Origin of the sequence: Novosphingobium piscinae (assembly GCF_014230355.1) — a bacterium.
In the GTDB taxonomy this organism is placed as follows: domain Bacteria; phylum Pseudomonadota; class Alphaproteobacteria; order Sphingomonadales; family Sphingomonadaceae; genus Novosphingobium; species Novosphingobium piscinae.
Genome location: NZ_JACLAX010000005.1, coordinates 135113 through 154953, shown reverse-complemented (window position 1 = coordinate 154953; position 19841 = coordinate 135113). Strand labels below are relative to the sequence as shown.

20 protein-coding genes are annotated in these 19841 nt (G+C 67.9%); 11 read left to right on the top strand and 9 right to left on the bottom strand.

Annotation, left to right across the window (positions count from 1 at the left end; genetic code table 11):
• The first annotated feature begins 481 nt into the window (after positions 1 to 481).
• Positions 482 to 2077, top strand: a complete 1596-nt coding sequence (locus H7F53_RS07085) for a response regulator (protein WP_185678788.1) — start codon at positions 482 to 484, stop codon at positions 2075 to 2077.
• A 21-nt stretch (positions 2078 to 2098) separates the two neighbouring features.
• Complete coding sequence (locus H7F53_RS07080; protein WP_185678787.1) at positions 2099 to 3544, top strand: sensor histidine kinase; 1446 nt, start codon at positions 2099 to 2101, stop codon at positions 3542 to 3544.
• 21 nt (positions 3545 to 3565) lie between these two features.
• Here H7F53_RS07080 and rsmA read toward each other — a convergent pair whose 3' ends face one another.
• The 4 genes from rsmA to H7F53_RS07060 form a co-directional block, all read right to left on the bottom strand.
• Positions 3566 to 4393 carry a 16S rRNA (adenine(1518)-N(6)/adenine(1519)-N(6))-dimethyltransferase RsmA gene (gene rsmA / locus H7F53_RS07075; protein WP_185678786.1) on the bottom strand — a complete coding sequence of 276 codons (828 nt, stop codon included), beginning with the start codon at positions 4391 to 4393 and terminating at the stop codon, positions 3566 to 3568.
• Positions 4390 to 5400 (bottom strand): 4-hydroxythreonine-4-phosphate dehydrogenase PdxA, encoded by a 1011-nt coding sequence (pdxA, locus tag H7F53_RS07070; RefSeq protein ID WP_185678785.1) that lies wholly within the window; start codon positions 5398 to 5400, stop codon positions 4390 to 4392. Before pdxA ends, rsmA begins: the two co-directional genes overlap by 4 nt.
• Before the next feature lie 7 nt (positions 5401 to 5407).
• On the bottom strand, positions 5408 to 6778 hold the full coding sequence (locus H7F53_RS07065; protein WP_379542855.1) for a peptidylprolyl isomerase: 1371 nt from the start codon (positions 6776 to 6778) through the stop codon (positions 5408 to 5410).
• Positions 6779 to 7013: 235 nt separating this feature from the next.
• Positions 7014 to 9254: an LPS-assembly protein LptD gene (locus tag H7F53_RS07060; RefSeq protein ID WP_185678783.1), complete on the bottom strand. Its 2241-nt coding sequence runs from the start codon at positions 9252 to 9254 to the stop codon at positions 7014 to 7016.
• 139 nt (positions 9255 to 9393) lie between these two features.
• Between H7F53_RS07060 and H7F53_RS07055 the strand changes: the two genes are divergently transcribed.
• The 3 genes from H7F53_RS07055 to H7F53_RS07045 are packed head-to-tail and all read left to right on the top strand — an operon-like array spanning position 9394 to position 11445.
• On the top strand, positions 9394 to 10851 hold the full coding sequence (locus H7F53_RS07055) for a leucyl aminopeptidase (RefSeq protein ID WP_185678782.1): 1458 nt from the start codon (positions 9394 to 9396) through the stop codon (positions 10849 to 10851).
• A 4-nt stretch (positions 10852 to 10855) separates the two neighbouring features.
• A complete protein-coding gene (locus tag H7F53_RS07050) occupies positions 10856 to 11008 on the top strand; it encodes a DUF2256 domain-containing protein (RefSeq protein ID WP_185678781.1) in 153 nt (50 codons plus the stop codon).
• Positions 11008 to 11445 (top strand): DNA polymerase III subunit chi, encoded by a 438-nt coding sequence (locus H7F53_RS07045; RefSeq protein ID WP_185678780.1) that lies wholly within the window; start codon positions 11008 to 11010, stop codon positions 11443 to 11445. The genes H7F53_RS07050 and H7F53_RS07045 overlap by 1 nt, the downstream gene beginning before the upstream one ends.
• A 28-nt stretch (positions 11446 to 11473) precedes the next feature.
• On the opposite strand, the gene H7F53_RS07040 is transcribed toward H7F53_RS07045, so the two are convergent.
• The gene (locus tag H7F53_RS07040) at positions 11474 to 11911 is read right to left on the bottom strand and encodes a hypothetical protein (RefSeq protein WP_185678779.1); all 438 of its coding nucleotides are present in this window, start codon (positions 11909 to 11911) and stop codon (positions 11474 to 11476) included.
• A gap of 277 nt (positions 11912 to 12188) precedes the next feature.
• Between H7F53_RS07040 and ndk the strand changes: the two genes are divergently transcribed.
• Both ndk and H7F53_RS07030 read left to right on the top strand, forming a co-directional pair.
• Positions 12189 to 12611 (top strand): nucleoside-diphosphate kinase, encoded by a 423-nt coding sequence (gene ndk / locus H7F53_RS07035; protein WP_185678778.1) that lies wholly within the window; start codon positions 12189 to 12191, stop codon positions 12609 to 12611.
• Positions 12612 to 12721: 110 nt separating this feature from the next.
• Positions 12722 to 12970: a hypothetical protein gene (locus tag H7F53_RS07030; protein WP_185678777.1), complete on the top strand. Its 249-nt coding sequence runs from the start codon at positions 12722 to 12724 to the stop codon at positions 12968 to 12970.
• Positions 12971 to 12992: 22 nt separating this feature from the next.
• Here H7F53_RS07030 and purN read toward each other — a convergent pair whose 3' ends face one another.
• Positions 12993 to 13958, bottom strand: coding sequence for a phosphoribosylglycinamide formyltransferase (gene purN, locus H7F53_RS07025; RefSeq protein ID WP_281384755.1), 966 nt, complete (start codon positions 13956 to 13958; stop codon positions 12993 to 12995).
• Positions 13951 to 15054: a phosphoribosylformylglycinamidine cyclo-ligase gene (gene purM / locus H7F53_RS07020; protein ID WP_185678776.1), complete on the bottom strand. Its 1104-nt coding sequence runs from the start codon at positions 15052 to 15054 to the stop codon at positions 13951 to 13953. The genes purN and purM overlap by 8 nt, the downstream gene beginning before the upstream one ends.
• A 120-nt stretch (positions 15055 to 15174) precedes the next feature.
• Between purM and H7F53_RS07015 the strand changes: the two genes are divergently transcribed.
• The 4 genes from H7F53_RS07015 (at position 15175) to H7F53_RS07000 (ending at position 18236) form a co-directional block, all read left to right on the top strand.
• Positions 15175 to 16431, top strand: a complete 1257-nt coding sequence (locus tag H7F53_RS07015) for a heavy-metal-associated domain-containing protein (RefSeq protein ID WP_246438649.1) — start codon at positions 15175 to 15177, stop codon at positions 16429 to 16431.
• 10 nt (positions 16432 to 16441) lie between these two features.
• The gene (locus H7F53_RS07010) at positions 16442 to 17062 is read left to right on the top strand and encodes a P-loop NTPase family protein (RefSeq protein ID WP_185678775.1); all 621 of its coding nucleotides are present in this window, start codon (positions 16442 to 16444) and stop codon (positions 17060 to 17062) included.
• 64 nt (positions 17063 to 17126) lie between these two features.
• On the top strand, positions 17127 to 17846 hold the full coding sequence (gene epsC, locus H7F53_RS07005; protein ID WP_185678774.1) for a serine O-acetyltransferase EpsC: 720 nt from the start codon (positions 17127 to 17129) through the stop codon (positions 17844 to 17846).
• A gap of 60 nt (positions 17847 to 17906) precedes the next feature.
• Entirely contained in the window at positions 17907 to 18236 is a 330-nt protein-coding gene (locus H7F53_RS07000; protein ID WP_185678856.1) for a DUF2794 domain-containing protein, read from the top strand.
• 156 nt (positions 18237 to 18392) lie between these two features.
• Here H7F53_RS07000 and H7F53_RS06995 read toward each other — a convergent pair whose 3' ends face one another.
• Together H7F53_RS06995 and H7F53_RS06990 are read right to left on the bottom strand one after the other, a co-directional pair.
• Positions 18393 to 18923 carry a hypothetical protein gene (locus H7F53_RS06995; protein WP_185678773.1) on the bottom strand — a complete coding sequence of 177 codons (531 nt, stop codon included), beginning with the start codon at positions 18921 to 18923 and terminating at the stop codon, positions 18393 to 18395.
• A gap of 220 nt (positions 18924 to 19143) precedes the next feature.
• Entirely contained in the window at positions 19144 to 19815 is a 672-nt protein-coding gene (locus H7F53_RS06990) for an HAD-IA family hydrolase (RefSeq protein WP_185678772.1), read from the bottom strand.
• Positions 19816 to 19841 lie beyond the last annotated feature (26 nt).

Here is a 19841-nt window from a genome sequence, read left to right as displayed (position 1 = left end):
CGGTGCCGGGTGCCCGGGGCCGCATCTGCCAGAGCCGCATCTATTCGTGCCGAAACGGCTCGAACCCGCGCTGCGCTGGTTGGACCGCGGCGCGTTGCGACGCCGGCGTGGCGGTTCCGATGATTCGCGGCGGGCAGGTCAAGGTGGCAGGCCGTTTGGCGAAAAGCCGCGCAAATTCCTTGCCTCTTTATTAAATTAATCGAGTAAAAATCTACCACTTTGGAGTAGTTTTACGCCTCATTTGTGAGATTGTTTACACAATATGACCAACAATTTCAATCTCGCATTAATTAACGCTGCAACTTGATTATTCCAATTTCGCCCGGATTGCCGATGAAACGTCCAGATCGGAACGGAAAACCTTCGGAACTAGGGACGAAATAGCGTGCATTGGGATCGTCTGAACAGGCTGGCAGCGCACGGATCCGGTCATCCGGGGTTCGGCGCGTTCGCGGCGTCAAAGGGAGGCTCGGTCCGCTTCATGGTGGCGATCGACAATTTCGAGCATGTCAGCCTCGCCTATGGCTCCGGCGTGGCCGCGCGGGCCGTGGCCCAGGTGCGCCGCGCGGTGCTGCAATGGTTCGGACGCCATGCCGACATCCAGTTCGAGAGCGGCGGCATCATCTACGGCGCGGTACCCCGGCCGCTGCTGCCTGCCCAGCGTGATGTTGCAGAGCGCGACGCAGTCAACCCGCAGGCCTGGCTCAATCGCCTGCTGGTCAATCCGCCCGTGGTGTTCCTGCCGCATGACGGCGGGACGATCTGCCTGTCGATCTCGGGCAGCTGGGCTGAACCCGACGATGGCGCAGGGCAGGCCGAACGGCCGTTTTCAAGCGGCTGCCGCGTGCCGTTCTTCGGCGAGATGCCGGGTCGCGGTGCGGCCTGGGCCGAACGCTACCGGGCGGACATGGCGATCGTCGCCAGTGTGCTCGGCGCCATTCCGCGCGAACAGGAACGTGACGGTTACGCCGCCGCTGGACCAGTCGTGACCGGGGCGGCCGATCCGGCCCCCTGCTCCACCGCGGGCCCGGTGTTCCGCATGGTCACCCCGCGCGAGCCAATCGTGCGCTGCCAGCCGGATGGCGTGCCTCCGGCCGAGCCGATGGTGTTCGCCTGGCGCCCGGTGCGCGATGGTCAGTCGGGCCGCGACGTTCTCTTCTACGAGCTCATCCCGCAGTTGTGCGGCCGCGACGGCCTGCGTCGTGACCTCGCGGAATGCCGCCCTGTGCTCGAACGGCTCGGCTTTGCCGTGGCGCTCGACCAGTACCTCGTCGCCAGCGCGCTCGACCTGCTCGAGGCTGATCCCGACGTGGCCGTGGCGGTGCAGGTGTCGGCCCAGAGCGTCAGCACCTGTCCGCGCTGGGGCATGCTGTTCCGGCGGCTGACCGGCTGCCGCAGCGTGGCGAGCCGGCTGACCTTGGCGATCACCGAAACGGCCAGCTTTCCCGACTTCGCCGAAGCCATCCAGTTCGTCTCGCGGCTTCAGACCTTCGGCTGCGCCGTGGCCATCGACAACTTCGGGTTGGGCTACGAGGTCGAGTTGTTCGAATCCGGAGCAGCCCTGCTCGAAAGGGCCCGTCAGGGGCTGTCGGGTTGCATCGTCCTTGATGTGCGCATGCCCGGGGTGAGCGGGCTCGAAGTGCAGAAGCGTCTGGCCACGCTTGACATCCACACGCCGGTGATCGTGGTCAGCGGCTTTGCCGACATCGCGATGGCGGTTCAGGCCATGAAGTCCAACGCCTTCGAATTCCTGACCAAACCCTTCCGCGATCAGGACCTGTTCGATGCGATCGGCGCGGCCATGGAGCTGGACAGCAGCCGCACCATGCAGAGCCAGGAGCGGCGGCATGCGGACCGCCTGATGCGCAACCTGACAGCGCGAGAGCACGAGGTTTTCGTGCGCCTGTGTCTGGGGCAGGTCGGCAAGCAGATCGCGCACGATCTCGGCATGTCGGAGGCGACAGTGAAGGTTCATCGTCGTTCGATCCTGCATAAGCTCAGCGTCAAGCATCTGGGCGAGCTGATCCTCAACTATGCCCCGATCGTGCGGCGCCAGTCCGAGGAACAGCACGGCTGATGCCGCGCCGCGGAAGCCGGGATGAATAGCCGCTTCGCCAGCGCCATCTTCCGGCGGACAGCCCGTCCGCGACGCTGGTCGCTGGATTCGATCCTCCTGTTCAGCAGGTCAGACTGGGCCACCTTCAGCGAGAATCGCTGGGTCGTGTTCCTGCTCAACTGGATGACGATATTCATCTTCATCCGCTGGTCGATTGACTGCCTGATCGCAGGGACAATCGCGTGGCGATCCTACCAGTATCCAGTGGTGTTCGCGCTGTTCTCGTCGCTGTTTCTCGTCCGGGAATGGGGGCGGTTGCGGCTGGTCCCGGTGATCATGGTGGCCCTGGCCGTGTTCCTCAATGTCTTCGTGCTGGGCCGCACGTGGGTTGCCGGTGGAGACGTGTTCGCCCTGACATCGCGCAACCTTGTATTCTACGCGCCGCCTCTCGCTATCGCCAACTCTGTAGTGTTCAGGCCGCGGCTCGCACTGCTGCTCAACTTGCTGCTGACCGTGTTGTTGGCGCGTTCGGCCGTGCTCGTCCTGCTCTCGCACGAGCCGATCCATGACGAGCTGCGCCTGCTCGGCCAGGTGGTGGGAGTGTTCGGCTTCAGCCTGTGGTTCTCGGTCGCGCTCCACTTCGCGCTGTCACACTACATGCATCACCGGCTCGAACTGGTGGAAGTCCATCACCTTGTCGCGGAAATGGAACGCAACCAGCGCCTCAACGAGGAAAACGCCAGGATCCGGGACGATCTGGTGCGGACCCAGCGGGTCACCATGGTTGATTCGATGACGTCGACCATGGCGCATGAGGTCAACCAGCCGATTTCCTGCGCCAACAACTACATCCAGGCAGCGCGGCGCTGGTTGAGCCGAAGCGAACCGGACGTGGCCGAGGCTCTGGTCTCGCTCGACGGAGCCCAGGGTGAAATCACCAGGGTCGGCCAGCGCGTCATGTCGGTGCGCCGGCTGATGCAGCGGCTGTCGAGCGAGTACACCAGCATTGATCTGGTCGAGTTGCTGCACCGGGTCGATGGTATGGTCCGGCGCGACCTCGCCGATCAGGACATCGTGCTGCGTCTCGGCTTGCCCGATGATGTCGATGAGGATCACAGCATCTACGGCTGCGAGGAGGAGCTGATCCAGGTGTTGATGAACCTGACCTCGAACGCGGTTGACGCGCTCAAGCCGCGCGCAACCGATCGGCGGATCGAGATCACCCTCGCCGAAGTCGATCTGGGCGAAATCGAGATCGCGGTGGCCGACAATGGCTGCGGTATCGCGCCAGCCGATCTGGGGCGGGTGTTTGACCGCCTCTTCTCGACCAAGCCGGGCGGGTCGGGGCTGGGCTTGTCGCTTTCGCGGCGGATCGTCGCCAACCATGGGGGGACGATTGCGATGGAGGGGGTTCCTGGCCATGGGGCCCGCGTGATTATGCGCTTTCCGCGCGCAGAACAGCGGCGCAGCGGTTGGGACAAAGCCTGACGGCGCGGCGCCGCAGCCCGATTACCCCCCCAGGGTCAGCGCCCGGGCAATCGCCACGAAATCGTCAACCTCAAGCGTCTCGGCCCGCCGTTGCGGGTCGATGCCCAGCAGTTCCAGGGTCTTCAGCGCGCCGGGCACGGCCTTGAGGCTTTGCCGCAGCATCTTGCGCCGTTGGCCGAACGCGGCCTCGGTCACTCGCTCAAGCCAGCGCATCGACACCCCCGCCGGTGCCTCTTCCGGGGTGACATGGACGATCGCGCTCATCACCTTGGGTGGCGGAGTGAAGGCGCTGCGGTGCACCTTCATCGCCAATCGGGCGTGGCTGCGCCATTGCGCCAGAATCGCCAGCCGCCCGAAGGCGTCGCTGTCCGGTGTGGCAACGATCCGCTGCGCCACCTCTTGCTGGAACATCAGGGTCAGCGAGGACCAGCGCGGAGGCCAGGCCTCGCCCGAAAGCCAGCCGGTGAACAGCGCGGTCCCCACGTTGTAGGGCAGGTTCGCGACGATCGCATAGGGCTCGCTGAACAGGTTTGCGGGGTCGAGCTTGAGCGCATCGCCCTCGATCACGGTGAGCTGACCGGGAAAGGCCTCGCCCAGTTCGGCCAGCGCCGGCAGGCAACGCCGGTCCATCTCGATCGCGGTGACCCGCGCGCCTGCCCGCAGCAATGCCCGCGTCAGCCCACCGGGGCCCGGGCCCACTTCGAGCACCGGGCGATCGCGCAGCGGGCCCGGGATGGCGGCAATCCGCGCCAGAAGCTGTTCGTCGAGCAGGAAGTTCTGGCCCAGCGCCTTGCTGGCGGCGAGGCCATGCCGCGCAATCACTTCGCGCAGCGGCGGCAGCTCGCTCACGGGACCCTCCGCGCCGCGCACTCGCCCGCCAGCCGGATCGCCGCAATCGTCGCTCCGGGGTGAGCCCGGGCCTGGCCAGCGATGGCGAAGGCAGTGCCGTGGTCAGGTGAGGTCCGCACGATCGGCAGCCCCAGCGTGACGTTGACCCCGGCGTCGAAGTCGAGCGCCTTGATCGGGATCAGCGCCTGATCATGATACATGCACAGCGCTGCGTCGAAGCTGTCCCGGTTATGCGGGGCGAACAACGCATCGGCGGCGTGCGGGCCCGAGGCGTCGATCCCTTCGGCGCACAACGCGGCGATCGCCGGAGCGACGACGGTGCGGTCCTCGTCGCCGAACTTGCCGTCCTCGCCGCCATGCGGGTTGAGCGCCGAAACGGCCAGGCGTGGCCGCGCGATCCCGAAGTCGCGGACCAGCGCGGCAGCCACGATCCGCCCGCGGCGCAGGATCAGTTCGCGCGTCACCAGCCGCGGCACCTCGGCGAGCGCGACGTGCACGGTCAGCGGAACGGTGCGCAGCGCCGGGCTGGCAAGCATCATCACCGCATCGGCCGGGGCCACACCGCACGCCGCCGCGACGAATTCGGTTTGGCCGGGATGGGCGAAACCGACTTCGGCCAGCCTGCTTTTGGCAATGGGGCTGGTGACGACGCCGCCGGCGCCGCCCGTGGTGGCCAGGGCCGTCGCGTCCGTCAGCGACGCGAGGGCGAGCGAAGCCCCGTCCCGGTCCGGAGCGCCGGGTCGATAGGGTCCGTCCAGATCGCCGAGCACAGGCAGCGCCGTGGGGAACACCTCGTTCGCCTCGGCTGGATCGGCGATCCGCTGGATCCGCAGGTCAAGTCCTCGCCGCTGTGCCGCCGCCGCGAGCAGGGTGGCGCCGCCGACCGCGAAAAACGGGGGCAGGGCATGGACCGTGCGCGCCGCCCAGGCGGTGGCGAGCAGTTCGGGCCCGATCCCCGCCGGGTCGCCAAGCGAGATCGCGAGCGGGGCGGGCGCCGGTCGGGCCATGCCGGGCTCAGTTGTATTCGATGACGGCGTCGCGGCGAAGGTCGCGCAGATAGGCCTGGGCGCGCTTGTTCACGCGATCATCTTCCATCTGGGCCATCATCTGCTCGAAGCTGGGGCCGGTGGCCACCTGCGGGTCGTCGCGTCCGCACAGCATCAGCACCCGCACGCCCTCGGCAATCGAACCGAACGGGGGCGAGGTTTCGCCCAGCGAGAGCGAGAGGAGCGCATCCTGCAGCGGAGCGGGCAGATCGCGCGCACGCACCTGGTCGTTGGCGACGACCTGGGCGCCCAAACCCTGGGCTACGGCATCGACCGCCCCGCAGCCGCGCGCGGCCTTCATGGCGGCGGCGAATTCTGCGGCGCGCTTGGTAGCGTTGGCTTCGGTCGTCCCGGCCGGGAAATCGATCGAGATCTGCTTGAGGCTAAGGATCGCGTCGCGCGGGTCGGCCGTCAGGACCTGGCGCTTGTCGATCAGGTAGAGGATCGAAAAGCCGCCGCTGGTCTCGATCGGACCGACCAGTTGGCCACTGCTGAGGCTCTGAGCGGCAGCGCCGAGCTCGGCGGGCAACTGGGCAAGCCGGATCCACCCGAGATCGCCGCCGACCGCTGCGGTCGAAGCCTGCGAATACTGCCGGGCATAGGCCACGAAGCTGCCACCCTTCTTCAGCTGCTCGACGATCTGGGCAGCATTCTCGGCCACCTGCGCGCGGTTCTCGGAGGTGGCGGACAGGAAGATCTCGCCCAGCCGATACTCCTCGGTGCCCTTGGCCGCCTTGAGCCGCTCCATCATCTCGCGCACTTCGCTTTCCGAGACGTTGATGAAGGGCTGAACATTGCGGCGCAGCACGGATTGCCAGGCCAGTTCGCCACGGATCTGCCGCTTGAGCGAGCCCGGTGACGAGCCGATCTTGCCAAGGTAAGCGTCGAGCGCGGCGGGTTCCTGGCGGAAGTTCTGCTGCGCCACGCGTTCGTAGGTGCTGTCCACCTCGTCGTCGTCGACCTTGAGATCCTGGGCCTTGGCCTCCTGGATCTGCAGCGTCTCGTCGATCAGGTTGCGCAGCACCTGCAACCTCAGGCGCTGCATCTCTTCGGGCGCGATCTTGCCCTGGTTGGCGGCCATCACCAGCGCGAGTCGCTGTTCGACGTCGGTGCCGGTGATGATGTCACCATTGACCACGGCCGTAGCGCGGCGATGGTTGGGATCGTTCTTCCCGAAGATCTGCACGTCGTTGGGGATCACGATCGCCCCCTGAGGGGTCTCGTTTGGACCCTCCTGGGCAAGGGCAGCGGCCGGGAGCACGGAAGCGGTGGTAAAGGCGGCCAGGCTGATCGCCAGCAGCACCTGCCGGGCCCGGGTCTTGCGCGTGAAGATGGTCACCTTATCCGAAATCCTGTCTGTGCGGGCCGCCGATCCCTCGATCAGCCCACTTATCCTTGCGCCGCAATCGGCGGTGACGGCTGAACCGCGCCTGAGCATGCCTCGACCGGCATGGTCTCCGCTGCGCTGCACGACCCCCCGCGCCGGACGCCGCCTGCGTCCGTTCCGGGCGATAGCGCGTTTGCGCAACCCTGCAAACAGTTCGTGCAATAGGGCCCGGTCGTGGTCCACCGGCTCAACGGAAACCCAGGTTGCGCAGCGCGAAATAGAGCTGGAACGTGTTGCCGCGTCCGGCGTCGCCGGTGGCGACATAATCGCGCCGCCAGGTAAGTGCCAGCTCAAGGCAATCATCGGTATAGGCTAGTCCAAGCCGGGTACGCAGGGGCTGGAAGCCGTTCGCGGTGTTCAGCGGATCCTCCTGGCGGTTGGTCAGGTTGATGACAGTGGACCCGAACATCGACCAGTAACGGGCGAAGGCAAACCGCCCGGCGGCGCGCAACTCCTCACGATCCTGAAGATCTTCGAGCGAGGCGATGTCGCGATTGAGGCGCAGGTAGCCGACCTCGGCATAGGTCCGCTCGTTGCCGACCGTGGCATCGAATTCGTTGCGCCGTACCGCCAGGTCGTCCTTGTCGAGGCGATAGCGCCAGGTCAGCTTGATGCGGTCGCGGAAGCGCAGCTCGGTGCGTCCGACGATGTCCGACATGCGATCAGACAGGCCGGTGCCATCGGGGACGACGGTTGCCTGGTTGGTCAGGCGGACGGACTGTCCCAGCGTGGTGCGCACTCGCAGCCCCGGGCGCTGCAGTTCCCAGTCGAAGCCATAGGTGAAGCGCACCGAGTCCTCGACCCGATCATAGCCGGGGAAGCGGTTGAGCGCGAAAAGATTGGAGTCCTCCAGGTCGATCGCGCGCGAATCCTCATTGGGGACGGCCAGATTGCGGATCGGCGGCGAGGCGACCAGTTGGACCCGCGGGGTCAGGACCTGGGTGCCGTCGAACGCCGCCCCCACCAGCGGCCAGCGGACGTCAACCGCGCCAAGCGCGATGCCGCGGCCCTGCCAGCCGCGGCGACCCGGGTAGAAGGCATTCGCCAGATCGTTCTGCGCCGAATGGTAGATATCCCCCCGCGTCATCGCGCTGAAGGTGACCTCCTGGCCCCAGGGAGTGAGCCGTGACAGGTCCCACTGGGCACGAGCGAAAGCGCGCTGGGTGTCCTGACCGCTGGTGCGCGTGACCGCGAGCGAATTGGCCTGGAACTCGACGCGGCCGCCCAGCACAGGATCGGTCAGCCGGCGGCGCCAGTCGATCATCGGCAAGGCGACCGGGATCAGCCCCTGCCGAACAGCCACGCGCATGGTCTGGGTGGCCCAGCCCGAGAACGAGAAATAGCTGTTTGCGGCGATCCGCTGCAGGTCGAAGGTCGAGCGCAGGCGATCCTCGCGATTGATGTCGTAGCGGCGCAGGAAGGTGCGGTCGCTGGCCAGCCGCAGCGATCCGGTCAGGCTCCATTCCGGATTGAACTGGAAGCGCCCGCTCGCCGCGATGTATCCGCGCATCTCGTTGGCCTGGGCCCCGCCGACCGGCGCACCGCTGACCGAGATGCGGCGGCTGCGCGTGGCATAGCCGGTGACCTGAAAGGCGCCGGCATCGGTCAGCGCGCGGTAGCGGGCGGAGATCATCGGCAGGGTTTCGGTGAACAGGTAGCCGGTCACCGCCAGATCCTGGTTCGGACCCAGCCGTTGATACCATGTGTCGCTGATCTGGAGCCCGTTGTTGACTGTCAGCTGGATGTCGGGGATCAGCAGGCCGTTGATCGGCCGCCCATCGCTGGCAATGGCCAGCTGGGGCAGCGGCATCAGGGTTACTCCGAACATCCGCAGCCGCGCCCCGGAGAAGCGGATGGTCCGTTCCGCGGGAGTGTAGACCACCCGGCGGGCATTGACCTGCCACGTCGGCTCTTTGGGACAACCCTGATCGTCTTCGACCGCGCAGCCCGAATAGGTCGCCTTCGACAGAATGATGTGTCCGGCGGCGTCGCGCTCGCCGGTGATCGCCGCGAGCCGGCCGCCATCGCGCAGCGCGATAAGCAGGTTCTGCATCGCACCAGCCTTGAGCTGGTCGGTCAGCTCGACCGTTTCGGTGTAGAGCTGGTTGCCGTCGGCATCGATCAGGCGGATGTTGCCGGTTGCCAGGATCTTGCCGCTACGACGGTCCCACGTAACCTTATCCGCCCGGACCGACTGGTCGCCGCGGCGCAGCACGACATTGCCACTGGCCGTGACGATCTCGGGATCATAGGCATAGCTGACCTGGTCGGCCTCGAAGCCGATGGGACCCTCGAGGTCATTGCCAGGTGGCAGGCTGGACTGCGCCGCCGCCGGAGCCGCAAGACTGACAAGCAGCCCGAGCAGTCCCGGTCCAGCCAGCCGACGGGCCAGGCTGAGGCGGATTCCAGCCGCGGATCGCACGTTCATCGCGGCTTGGGACTCTCGACCTGCGGGCGCATGGGTTGCCTATCGCACCGCCCGGCCCTAACTGCAATCGGGCGCGGGCGATAAAGTCCCGACCCGCCGCGCCTGCCGGAAAATCCGTCGCATCACCCCTGGAGTTCGCATGAAGATCACCTTCGCCGCTGCCGTTCCCGCCACTGCCCGCCTGGTCGCCAGGCTGACAGCGCACAACGCCCTGCCGGCCGATCTGGATCCCGTGCTGGCCCAGTCCGCGCGTGCCCTGCGCTTTTCCGGCAAGGCGGGCCAGCTGTTCGAGGGTTTTGTGGAGCGGGAGGGCCGGGTGGTGCGGCTGGCCTTCGCCGGGATCGGCGAGCCCGGTGCCGAGCCGGCTGAGTCGCTCGAGAAGGCGGGCGCGGCGCTGACTGCGAAGTATCTGACCTCGGGCGAGGACGTGCTGACCATCGATCTGGCCGGGTCCGGCGTTGAACCCGCCGGAGTGGCGGCCCTGCTGACCGGCGCACGCCTGCGCGGCTGGCGGCTCGACACCTACCGCACGACGCTCAAGGACGAGCAGAAGCGCTCGCTGGCCGAGATTGTCGTGGTCGGCGCTCCGGACGGCGCAGAGGCGGCCTGGGTGGTCGAGAGCGCGGTGGCAGAGGGTGTCGAGTTCACCCGCGAGCTGGTGACCGAACCGGCCAACGTGATTTACCCCGAAAGCTTCGTGGCGCGTTGCCGGGCGCGCTACGAGGGAACCGGCCTCGACGTCCGCGTGCTCGACGAGGCCGAGATGAAGGCGCTGGGCATGGGCGCGTTGCTTGGCGTGGCCCAGGGCTCGGTGCGGCCGCCGCGGCTGCTGGCAGTGGTCTGGAACGGCGGCGCGCCCGACGTGCGGCCGACCGCTTTCGTCGGCAAGGGCGTGACCTTCGACACCGGTGGCATCTCGATCAAGCCGGCGGCCGGGATGGAGGACATGAAGTGGGACATGGGCGGCGCCGGCGCGGTGGCCGGGACCATGCTCGCCCTGGCCCTGCGCAAGGCCAAGGCCAATGTGGTCGGCATCTGCGGCCTGGTCGAGAACATGCCGGACGGCAACGCCCAGCGGCCGGGCGACGTGGTGACCACGATGTCGGGGCAGACGGTCGAGGTGATCAATACCGACGCCGAGGGGCGTCTGGTGCTGTGCGATGCGCTCACCTGGGTGCAGCAAGAGTACCAGCCGGCCGCGATCGTCGATCTTGCCACGCTGACCGGGGCGATGATCATCTCGCTTGGCCACGAGTACGCCGGACTGTTTGCCAATGACGACACGCTCGCGGCCAACCTCGACGCGGCTGGCAAGGCCAGTGGCGACGCGCTGTGGCGTTTCCCGTTGGGCCCGGCCTATGACAAGCTGATCGATAGTCCGATCGCCGACATGAAGAACGTCGGCCCGCGCTACGGCGGCTCGATCACTGCCGCACAGTTCCTGCAGCGCTACATCGCCAAGGGTACGCCGTGGGCGCATCTCGACATCGCAGGCACGGTCTGGACCGACAAGCCCGGCCGCACCTGGGACAAGGGCGCGAGCGGGTTCGGCGTGCGCCTGCTCGACCGCTATGTGCGCGACGTGCTGGAGGGCTGATGCCATGCCGCGCATGCGGCGCAAGGCGGACCTGCCTAGCAAGACCTGCCTGACCTGCGGGCTTCCCTTCGCCTGGCGCAAGAAGTGGGAGCGCGATTGGGACAACGTGCGCTACTGTTCGGAGCGATGCCGCCGCAGCAAGGGGAATGCTGGCTGATGCGGGTGGATTTCTACCAGGTCGGGCAGGATCCGGTGCCCGAGATCGTAGCGCTGCTGGCGCGCAACACGCTCAAGGCCGGCGAGCGGTTGCTGGTCGTGGGTGAGCCCGACGACCTGCTCGATGCGATTGGCGAAGCCTTGTGGCGGGCCGCACCGGCAGACAGTTTCCTCGCCAACGGCCGGACCGACCAGCCGCACGCCGCGCGCCAGCCTGTCCTTCTGTCAAATCGGCTTGATCCCGCCAACGGCGCACGCTTCTGCGTGCTGGCCGACGGGATCTGGCGCGAGCCCGAGGGGTTTGAGCGGACGTTCCTGGTGTTCGATGCCGCCACGCTCGATGCCGCCCGGGCATGCTGGCGCATGCTGGGCGAGCGCGAGGGGCTGGAACGCCATTTCTGGCGGCAGGAAGGCGGACGCTGGGTCAAGGCCGGCTGAGCGCCGGCCTCGCGCCCGCCGATCCCGTTCAGTTCACCGCGAAAGCGCGGACCGCCTCGATCTGCGCCAGCAGCGCCGGACGGTCGGCTGCGGCAATCGCACGCACCTGCTCGCGCACCAGCGGCGCCTGGCGCGCCTCGGCGGTGGCCAGCGCCTTGCGGTTCTGCTCGCAGCTGCCCGGGTGCTGAGCGGTCAGTTCCTGCCGGCCGGCGAGCCGATGGGTCAGGGCCGGGGTGCCATCGTCGAGCCGGACCGCGCGGTCGACGGCGATCTCGGTGGTGGTGCGGCACCATTGCCCGCCCGTGCGCGTGCCACCGGCGGCGCCGATGGTCTTGGCGGTGGTGCGGACCTGCGGTTCGTAGGTCACCTGATAGGCCATGCCGCTGTGCTCCAGCCGCTCGGTATGCGCGAGAACGGCGGCATCAGCGAGGAGGGGCAGGGACATGGCGGCAAGCAGCGCGAACATCGGTTCATCTCCTAGATCTGGACAACTTCCGTCGAACCCCGCGGCGGTTGCGTGCATCGGACTTCGATACCTTGCTATGTGGGGCATCAACGCGGATGGAGAATTTCGGGTCCGTTTCAAATCGTGTCTGACGGTTATCGCCCGGTCCGGTGATCGGGCAGAGGCGTGCCGGACCGCCTTGCAGTCCGGGCACATCCCGGCTAGGGGCCGCGCCAGCCTGGCCGGATCCAACTTTTCGGCCGGTTCCATTGCCCACTGTCATTCCAAGGATTTCGTCATGGCGGTCACCCGCACCTTCTCGATCATCAAGCCCGACGCGACGCGCCGCAACCTGACCGGCGCGGTCACCAAGATGCTGGAAGAGGCCGGTCTGCGCGTCGTCGCCTCCAAGCGTATCCACATGACCAAGGAACAGGCTGAAGGCTTCTATGCCGTCCACAAGGAGCGGCCGTTCTTCAACGATCTCGTCTCGTTCATGATTTCGGGTCCGGTTGTGGTCCAGGTCCTCGAGGGCGAGGACGCGGTGAAGCGCAACCGTGACATCATGGGCGCGACCAACCCCGCCAATGCCGAGCCCGGCACGATCCGCAAGGAACTGGCCGAGAGCATCGAGGCCAATTCGGTCCACGGCTCGGACAGCGAAGAGAACGCCGCGATCGAGATCGCCTACTTCTTCAAGCCGGAAGAGATCGTCGGCTGAGCCGATCGCACCGACGATCTGCCTGATCGGGGCCGCCGGGACGATCCGGCGGCCCTTTTCATTGCGGCAGGAGCGGCTTAGGCAGGCATCGCCAACGAGGGAGTGGGGCCATGCAGGGGATGGGCGATACGGGCGAGGCCTGCCCGTTCGAATTCAATTTCGACCCGGCCACCTTCAAGGTCGGCGACGTCGTGAGCTACCGCGTGACGGGCAGTCTCGAAGGGTTCCCGTTTGTCGGCACGCTGCTCGAGGTGCATGACGACCACGTGATCATCTCGCCCGATGCGTCGCAGTCGGCGGATCGGTATCGCGGCACCCGCGAGAGCCGGCCGCTGGTCGAAGAGCGCGAGATCCGCTGACTCCGGGGCTTGGGCCCGGCGGTCAGAACATGTCAGCAACGTCGAGGAGCGCGGTCAGCCGCTTGGGCGCGATCGCACGCCAGCTGCGCTGCAGCCAATCGTCGACTGCGTCCCAATCGGTATCGCCGAGATCGAGCCGGATCGCGATCCAGTCGCCCCCGAAATAGGCGGGACGGAAATAGCGTTCAGGGTCCCGCTCGATCAGGTCGGCCTGCTCGTCGGTCCCGCTGATCTTGACCAGCAACGCCACCCGTCCGTCGCCGTGGTGATCGGCGCTGACCCAGGCGAACTTCTTCCCCTTCACCACGCCGAAGCAGGCCATCCCGTGCGACAGCGTCTCCTCGGCCTCGGGCAGCGCCATCGCCCGCTCGCGAACCTGCGCGGTGAGCCAGCGGGGATCACGCACCCGTGCCACATAGTCGGCCAGGCAGCGGGGATAGAGCTGGTGCTCGGCGAACAGCACCCGCGCCGCGAGCGTATCGGCGGTGTCGCCGGGACGGATCGCCACGGCCAACTGGCCGAGCAGCGGTCCCTCGTCGAGCGTGGCGGTGACGAGGTGCACCGAGCAGCCCCCATGGCTGTCCCCCGCCTCGATCGCGCGCTGGTGGGTGTGGAGCCCGGGGTAGCGGGGCAGCAGGGAAGGGTGGATGTTGAGCATCCGCCCGGCCCACTGGGCGACGAACCCGTCGGACAGGACGCGCATATAGCCCGCCAGCGCGACATAGTCTGCCCGCGCCGCAGTGAGCGCGTGGTGCATGGCCGCGTCGTGCTCCTCGCGCGCCATGCCCTTGTGCGCGAGGGCGAAGGTCGGCACGCCCTCGGCGCGGGCAAGGTCCAGTCCCGGCGCGGCCGGGTTGTTCGAGGCGACCAACACGATCTCGTAGGGGCAGCCGGCAAGGCGGCTGGCATAGAGCAGCGCGGCCATGTTGGTGCCGCTGCCCGAGATCAGGACCGCGACCCGCGTCCGGGGCGCCGTCGGCTCAGGCAAGGTGGACCGCTTCCCAGGCTCCCCGGCCCGACCAGACCTCGTCCGCGCCCTGCACCGTGCAGCCGCGCGCGCCGGGCTCGATCGCGCCGACGACCATGGCCGTCTCGCCCGCGGCGGCCAGATCGGCCATCAGCCCTGCGACCTCCTCGGCTGCCACGGCCAGGACCATGCCGATCCCGCAGTTGAACGTGCGGGCCATCTCGCCCGGCTCGATATTGCCCTGGGCCTGGAGGAAGGCCATCAGTCGCGGCTGATCCCAGGCCCCGGCGTCGATCCGGGCATGCAGCCCTGCGGGCAGGACCCGCGGCACGTTCTCGAGCAGGCCACCACCCGTGATGTGGGCGAGGGCATGGATACGTCCCGCTCGGATCAGCGGGAGCAGGCTCTTCACGTAGATCCGGGTCGGCTCGATCAGCGCCTCGATCAGCAGTACCTCGGGATTGAACAGGGCCGGGCGCTCGAGCTTCCAGCCCTTGTCGGCAGCCAAGCGGCGGACCAGCGAATAGCCATTCGAATGGACCCCGGACGAGGCGAGGCCGATCAGCACGTCGCCCGCCCGGACCTTGTCGCCGGTGAGCTGCTCGCCCCGCTCGACCGCACCGACGCAAAATCCGGCCAGATCGTAGTCACCCGGCGCGTACATCCCCGGCATCTCGGCGGTCTCGCCGCCGATCAGCGCGCATCCAGCCAGCTTGCAGCCTTCGGCGATCCCGGCAACGACGCGCTCGGCCACGCCGTTGTCCAGCTTGCCGGTGGCGAAATAGTCGAGGAACAGCAGCGGCTCGGCGCCCTGGACGATCAGATCGTTCACGCACATCGCGACCAGGTCGATGCCGATGCGGTCGTGGCGGTCGTGATCGATCGCGAGCTTGACCTTGGTGCCTACCCCGTCGTTGCCGGCAACCAGCAGCGGATCCTTGTAGCCCGCGGCCCGCAGGTCGAAGAACCCGCCAAAGCCGCCAAGCTCGGCGTCCGCACCGGGACGGGCCGTCGCGCGGGCGAGCGGGGCGATGGCCTTGACCAGCGCGTTGCCGGCGGCGATCGAGACGCCTGCCTGCTCGTAGCTGTAGGACTGCTGTTCGGGATCATTTGCCATATCCCGCGCCGCCTAGCCGTTTCGCGCTTGGATTTCCACTTGCCTTTGGGCAAAAGGCGCGCGGTTTCCCCCATGCTGTTTCATGATCTTTCCCTCCGCACGCGCCGCTGGCGCCCGACCATGGCGCAGCGGCCCGGTCTTCTGCCCCTGGGCGGCGGTCTGGTCCTGGCCGGGGCGCTGGCTGTCGCGGTGATCGGTCCGGCTCGGCTGGTCGCCCAGATCGAGGGCGAGCGGGGGATCGCCCCGGTCGCCAGCACGGGCGACATCCAGGTCGACGGGATCCAGGTCAACACCACCGGCAAGACCGCCGAGGAGGCGCGTCGCAACGGCTGGCGCGAAGCGACCCGGCTGGCCTGGGCCAAGGCTGGTGGGCCGCAACTGGCCGACGGCCAGCTCGAGGGACTGGTGTCCTCGGTGGTGATCGAGCGCGAGCAGATCGGGCCCCGCCGTTACATCGCCACGCTGGGGGTGATCTTCGACCGGACCCGCTCCGGGCAGTTCGTCGCCGGGGCCAGCGCCGTTGGGACGCGGTCGCAACCCCTGCTGATGCTGCCGCTGCTCTACTCGGGCGGGGTGGCCCAGATTTACGAGGTGCGCACCCCGTGGCAGGCGGCCTGGGCACGGTTCCATGCCGGGGCCAGCGCGATCGACTACGTCCGTCCCACCGGTGGCGGTGGCGATTCGCTGCTGTTGACGGCCGGGCAGGTCAGCCGCCGCAGCCGGACCTGGTGGCGCAACATCCTTGACCAGTTCGGGGCGAGCGACGTGATCGTGCCGGTTGCCCGGATCGAGCGGCAATGGCCGGGCGGTCCGGTCCAGGGCACCTTCACCGCCCGCTACGGTCCCGACAACCGGCCTCTGTCGAGTTTCACCCTCACCGCCAAGGGTCCCGACCAGGTCCCCGCCATGCTCGACGAGGCGGTGCGGCGGATGGACCGGATCTACACCGATGCGCTGCTGGCCGGCACCTTGCGGGTCAATCCGACGCTCAATTCCGAGCGGCTGACGCTCGATCCGGCGGTGGCCGCGCTGCTTGCGGCTGCGAACCGGGTGACCGCGGCGCAGGAGCAGGCGATCGTGGCGGATGCGGTCCCGGGAGCTGCGGCGCCAACCATCGTCGCCGCCCCGTCGGTCGATGCACCGGCTGCCTTTACCGTCCAGTTTGCCTCGCCAGACGTGCGCGCGGTGGATGCCGCACTGGCCGCCGTGCGCGGGATCACTGGGGTCAAGAGCGCCGCCACCACCAGTCTGGCAATGGGCGGCACCTCGGTGATGCGGGTCAGCTATTCCGGCGGGCTGGACGATTTGGCGGCGGCGCTGCGCGCCCGCGGCTATACGGTGACCCTGGGCAACGGTGCCCTCAGCATCCGCCGCTGATCCCGCCGCGATGTCCGGCGCCCGCCAGATCCCCTTGCCCTTGGCCGCTGCCCGCACCCCGGGGCGGATCATCGTCGGCTCGGCCAATGCCGCCGTGCTCGATGCGCTCGGCCAGTCGGCGCACTGGCCCTATCGCACCGCACTGCTGGCCGGTCCGCCGCGGTCCGGCAAGTCGCTGCTGGCGCGCTGGTTCGCCACGAGCACCGGGGGCGAGGTGCTCGACGATGTCGAACAGCTCGACGAGACCGATCTGTTCCATCGCTGGAACCGGGCTCAGGAGGCGGGTCGGCCCCTGCTGATGGTGGTCAATGCCCTGCCCGGCGGCTGGACCGTGCGCTTGCCCGACCTTGCCTCGCGGCTGGGCGCGGCGCTCCACCTGGCGATCGGCACGCCGGATGACGCCATGCTGGCCGACCTGATCGCCCTCCACGCCGAGCAGCGCAGTCTGGCATTGGGGCCCGATGCGACGGCCTATCTTGTGCCGCGGGTCGAGCGTAGCCATCTCGGCGCCGAACGGATCGTGGCCACGATCGATCGCCTCAGCCTCGCGCGCAAGCAGCCGCCGACGCTGTCGATCTGGCGCGAGGCGCTCGAGGAGCTCAACGGGCCGGGGCGGCACGATCCGGCCTAGCCGCGACGGAGCGCCGGCAAGGCAGCTTGCCTCGCGAAGGCAATTGAAAGACAATGAGGGCAACATGTTCAGGCGTTTGACCGAATACCTCGACTCGATCGAGGCGCGCGATCCGGCTCCCCGGTCGCGGTGGGAGGTGCTCCTTTATCCGGGGCTCTGGGCGGTCGGCTTCCATCGCATTGCCCATTGGCTGTTTGCTGGCGAGCTGTACTTCCTGGCCCGGCTGGTCAACCACTTCAGTCGTTTCGTGACCGGGATCGACATCCATCCCGGCGCGCGGATCGGTCGGCACCTGTTCATCGATCACGGCTTTACCGTTATCGGCGAAACTGCGGAAATCGGGGACAATGTCACGATCTACCAGTGCGTGACCCTGGGTGGCACCAATCCGGCCAACGGGGTTGGCGGCAAGCGCCATCCGACCCTGCAGGACGGGGTGATCGTCGGGTCCGGTGCGCAGATCCTCGGACCGATCATCGTCGGGGCGCGGGCGCGGGTCGGAGCCAATGCGGTGGTCACCGAGGACGTTCCCGAGGGGGCGACCATGGTGGGGGTCAAGGCGCGCTCGACCCTGGTCCCGGCAGAAACCTGGCAGAAGGACTTCATGCCCTATGGCACGCCGTGCCAGGAGCCGTGCAGTGACAGTGCCGAGCTGGCTGCGGGCACCTCGCGGCTTGCTGCACTGGAGGCGGAAGTGGCGGCCTTGAGGAATGAGCTGGCCGCGCTGCGCGAGGCCAGTCAGCCGCTGCCGCCGTCCAGCTCGCAGCGGCGCACGGGCGGCTGAGGCTTGGCCCGGGCCGATCACCCGCCGGGCGGCCGAGGCGGCACGGGGCCAGGCGCGCAGATCGTGCCTTTTCCGGCGCAGTCAGCCGCGCAGGTCGGTTTTGACCGGCAGGAATTGGCCCGGATCCTTGACCTCTACGGCCGGATGGTGGCGGCCGGAGAATGGCGCGACTATGCGATGGATTTCGGTCGTGACGCGGCCAGTTTCCTGGCGTTCCGCCGGGCTGCGGAGCGGCCCCAGGCGCGCTTGGAGAAGCGCCCCGCGCTGCGCGGCAAGCAGGGCATGTGGACCCTGTTCGGCGAGACCGGCCAGGTGCTCAAGCGCGGGCACGAACTGGCCGGGGTGCTCAGCCCGATCGAGCGGCGCCTGCTGAAGATCGTCGAAGACTAAAGCGGGTCCCGAGAAGGTTGGAGCGCTGTCCTCGGTTCGCCTCGAGCGACGTCGGGACGTGGTCAGCGATGCCTCCCGACCTCGCTCGCGATGAACGGGCCTTGGCGCCGTTCAAGACACCATCAGGACAACCTCCAGCCCGCCACAGCCTGATCCTTAGCCGGCCAGCCGTGCCGAACTGAGCAGGGTGAGCAACTGCTGGCGCTGGTCGGCCGCCATGGTGCCCTTCAGCTTGGCGCTGACGACATAGACCGTCTTGCGGCCATAGATGACCCGATAGAGCCCGCTCAGCGGCGTGCCCGTGCTGCAGGGGGGCGCTTCAAGCGCGAAGGTGATCGACCTTTCGTCCTCGCCCAGCACGCTCACCTTCGCCGGGCAGGTGCTCTCGCTGGCGGCCTGGAATGCGGCGAACCACTCCTGCGGCGTCTTGCGTTCGGCTTTGCGGGGCACGGTGGTCAGCTCCAGCGCTTCGGTCCAGTCATGTTCGGCCGAGGTGCCACGAACGAGGATCCGGTCGAAGATCCGCCCTGACGGGCTGGCCTGGTAGAACACGCTGCCATCATGCGGCTGTTGCAGCGCCGAGTTGAGCGGCTGGTAAAGGCGGTGATCGATGTCGAGGCGCTCGGCCCGGGCTGTGCCCGCGGCGAGCAGGCCAAGCGCAGCCAGCAGGAGGTGACCGTGCTTCATCATCCTTCTCCCGATCGCCCGCCCCGGAAGGACGGACGGGTGATGTCGCGGCGCGGTTGCCGGGACCGGATCATACTACGATCCGCGCGGAGCCGTTACGGTTTTGTGAAGGGATGCGCCCGCGCAGCGGCGCAGGGCCGTCATTCACCGAAAGAAATGCACGATCTATCGCTGCTGTAACGCAGCTGTCATAATCATGCCTGGCGCTGCGTTGTCCGACTCAAAGCTGCCTGAGGACCGGGATCAATTGGTCGTAATGGTCGATGATCGCGCGGGCTCCCATCGTCTCGACCGGCACGTCGTTGAACCCGAACCGCACTGCCACGCAGGGCAGGCCGGCAGCCGCCGCGGCACGGGTGTCGAACGTCGTGTCACCGACGAAGGCAGCCGGGCCGCCGCCCAGCCGGCGCAGCATTTCGTGCAGGAGGTCGGGAGCGGGCTTGGCCCGGCCGGGGCCAAGCGTGTCGCCTCCGATCACCGTGGCGAGCCGCGGGGTGAGGCCGAGCGCATCGAGCAGGCGCACGGCGAGTGCCTCGAGCTTGTTGGTGACCACCGCGATCTGCACCCCCTGCGCGGCCAGACCGTCCAGCATGGCCTCCCCTCCGGGATAAAGGCGGGTGTGGACGGCAATGTTGTCGGTGTAGAAGGCGATCAGTTCGCGATGCAGCGCCTTGACCTCGTCCTCGGGCGGGACGGTTCCGGTGAGTTCCAGCGCGCGCAGCAGCATCTGCCGCGCCCCGCCGCCGATCAGGTTGGTCACCTGCTCGACCGGCACGTGCCGCCGACCGGCCAGGGCGAGCGCGTGGTTGAGCGCGGCGCCCAGATCGCCATGGGTATCGAGCAGGGTGCCGTCGAGATCGAAGCCAACGATGCGGAAAGGGAAGCTGGTCATGCCCGGCGCCGTGGCGCAAAGCGGCG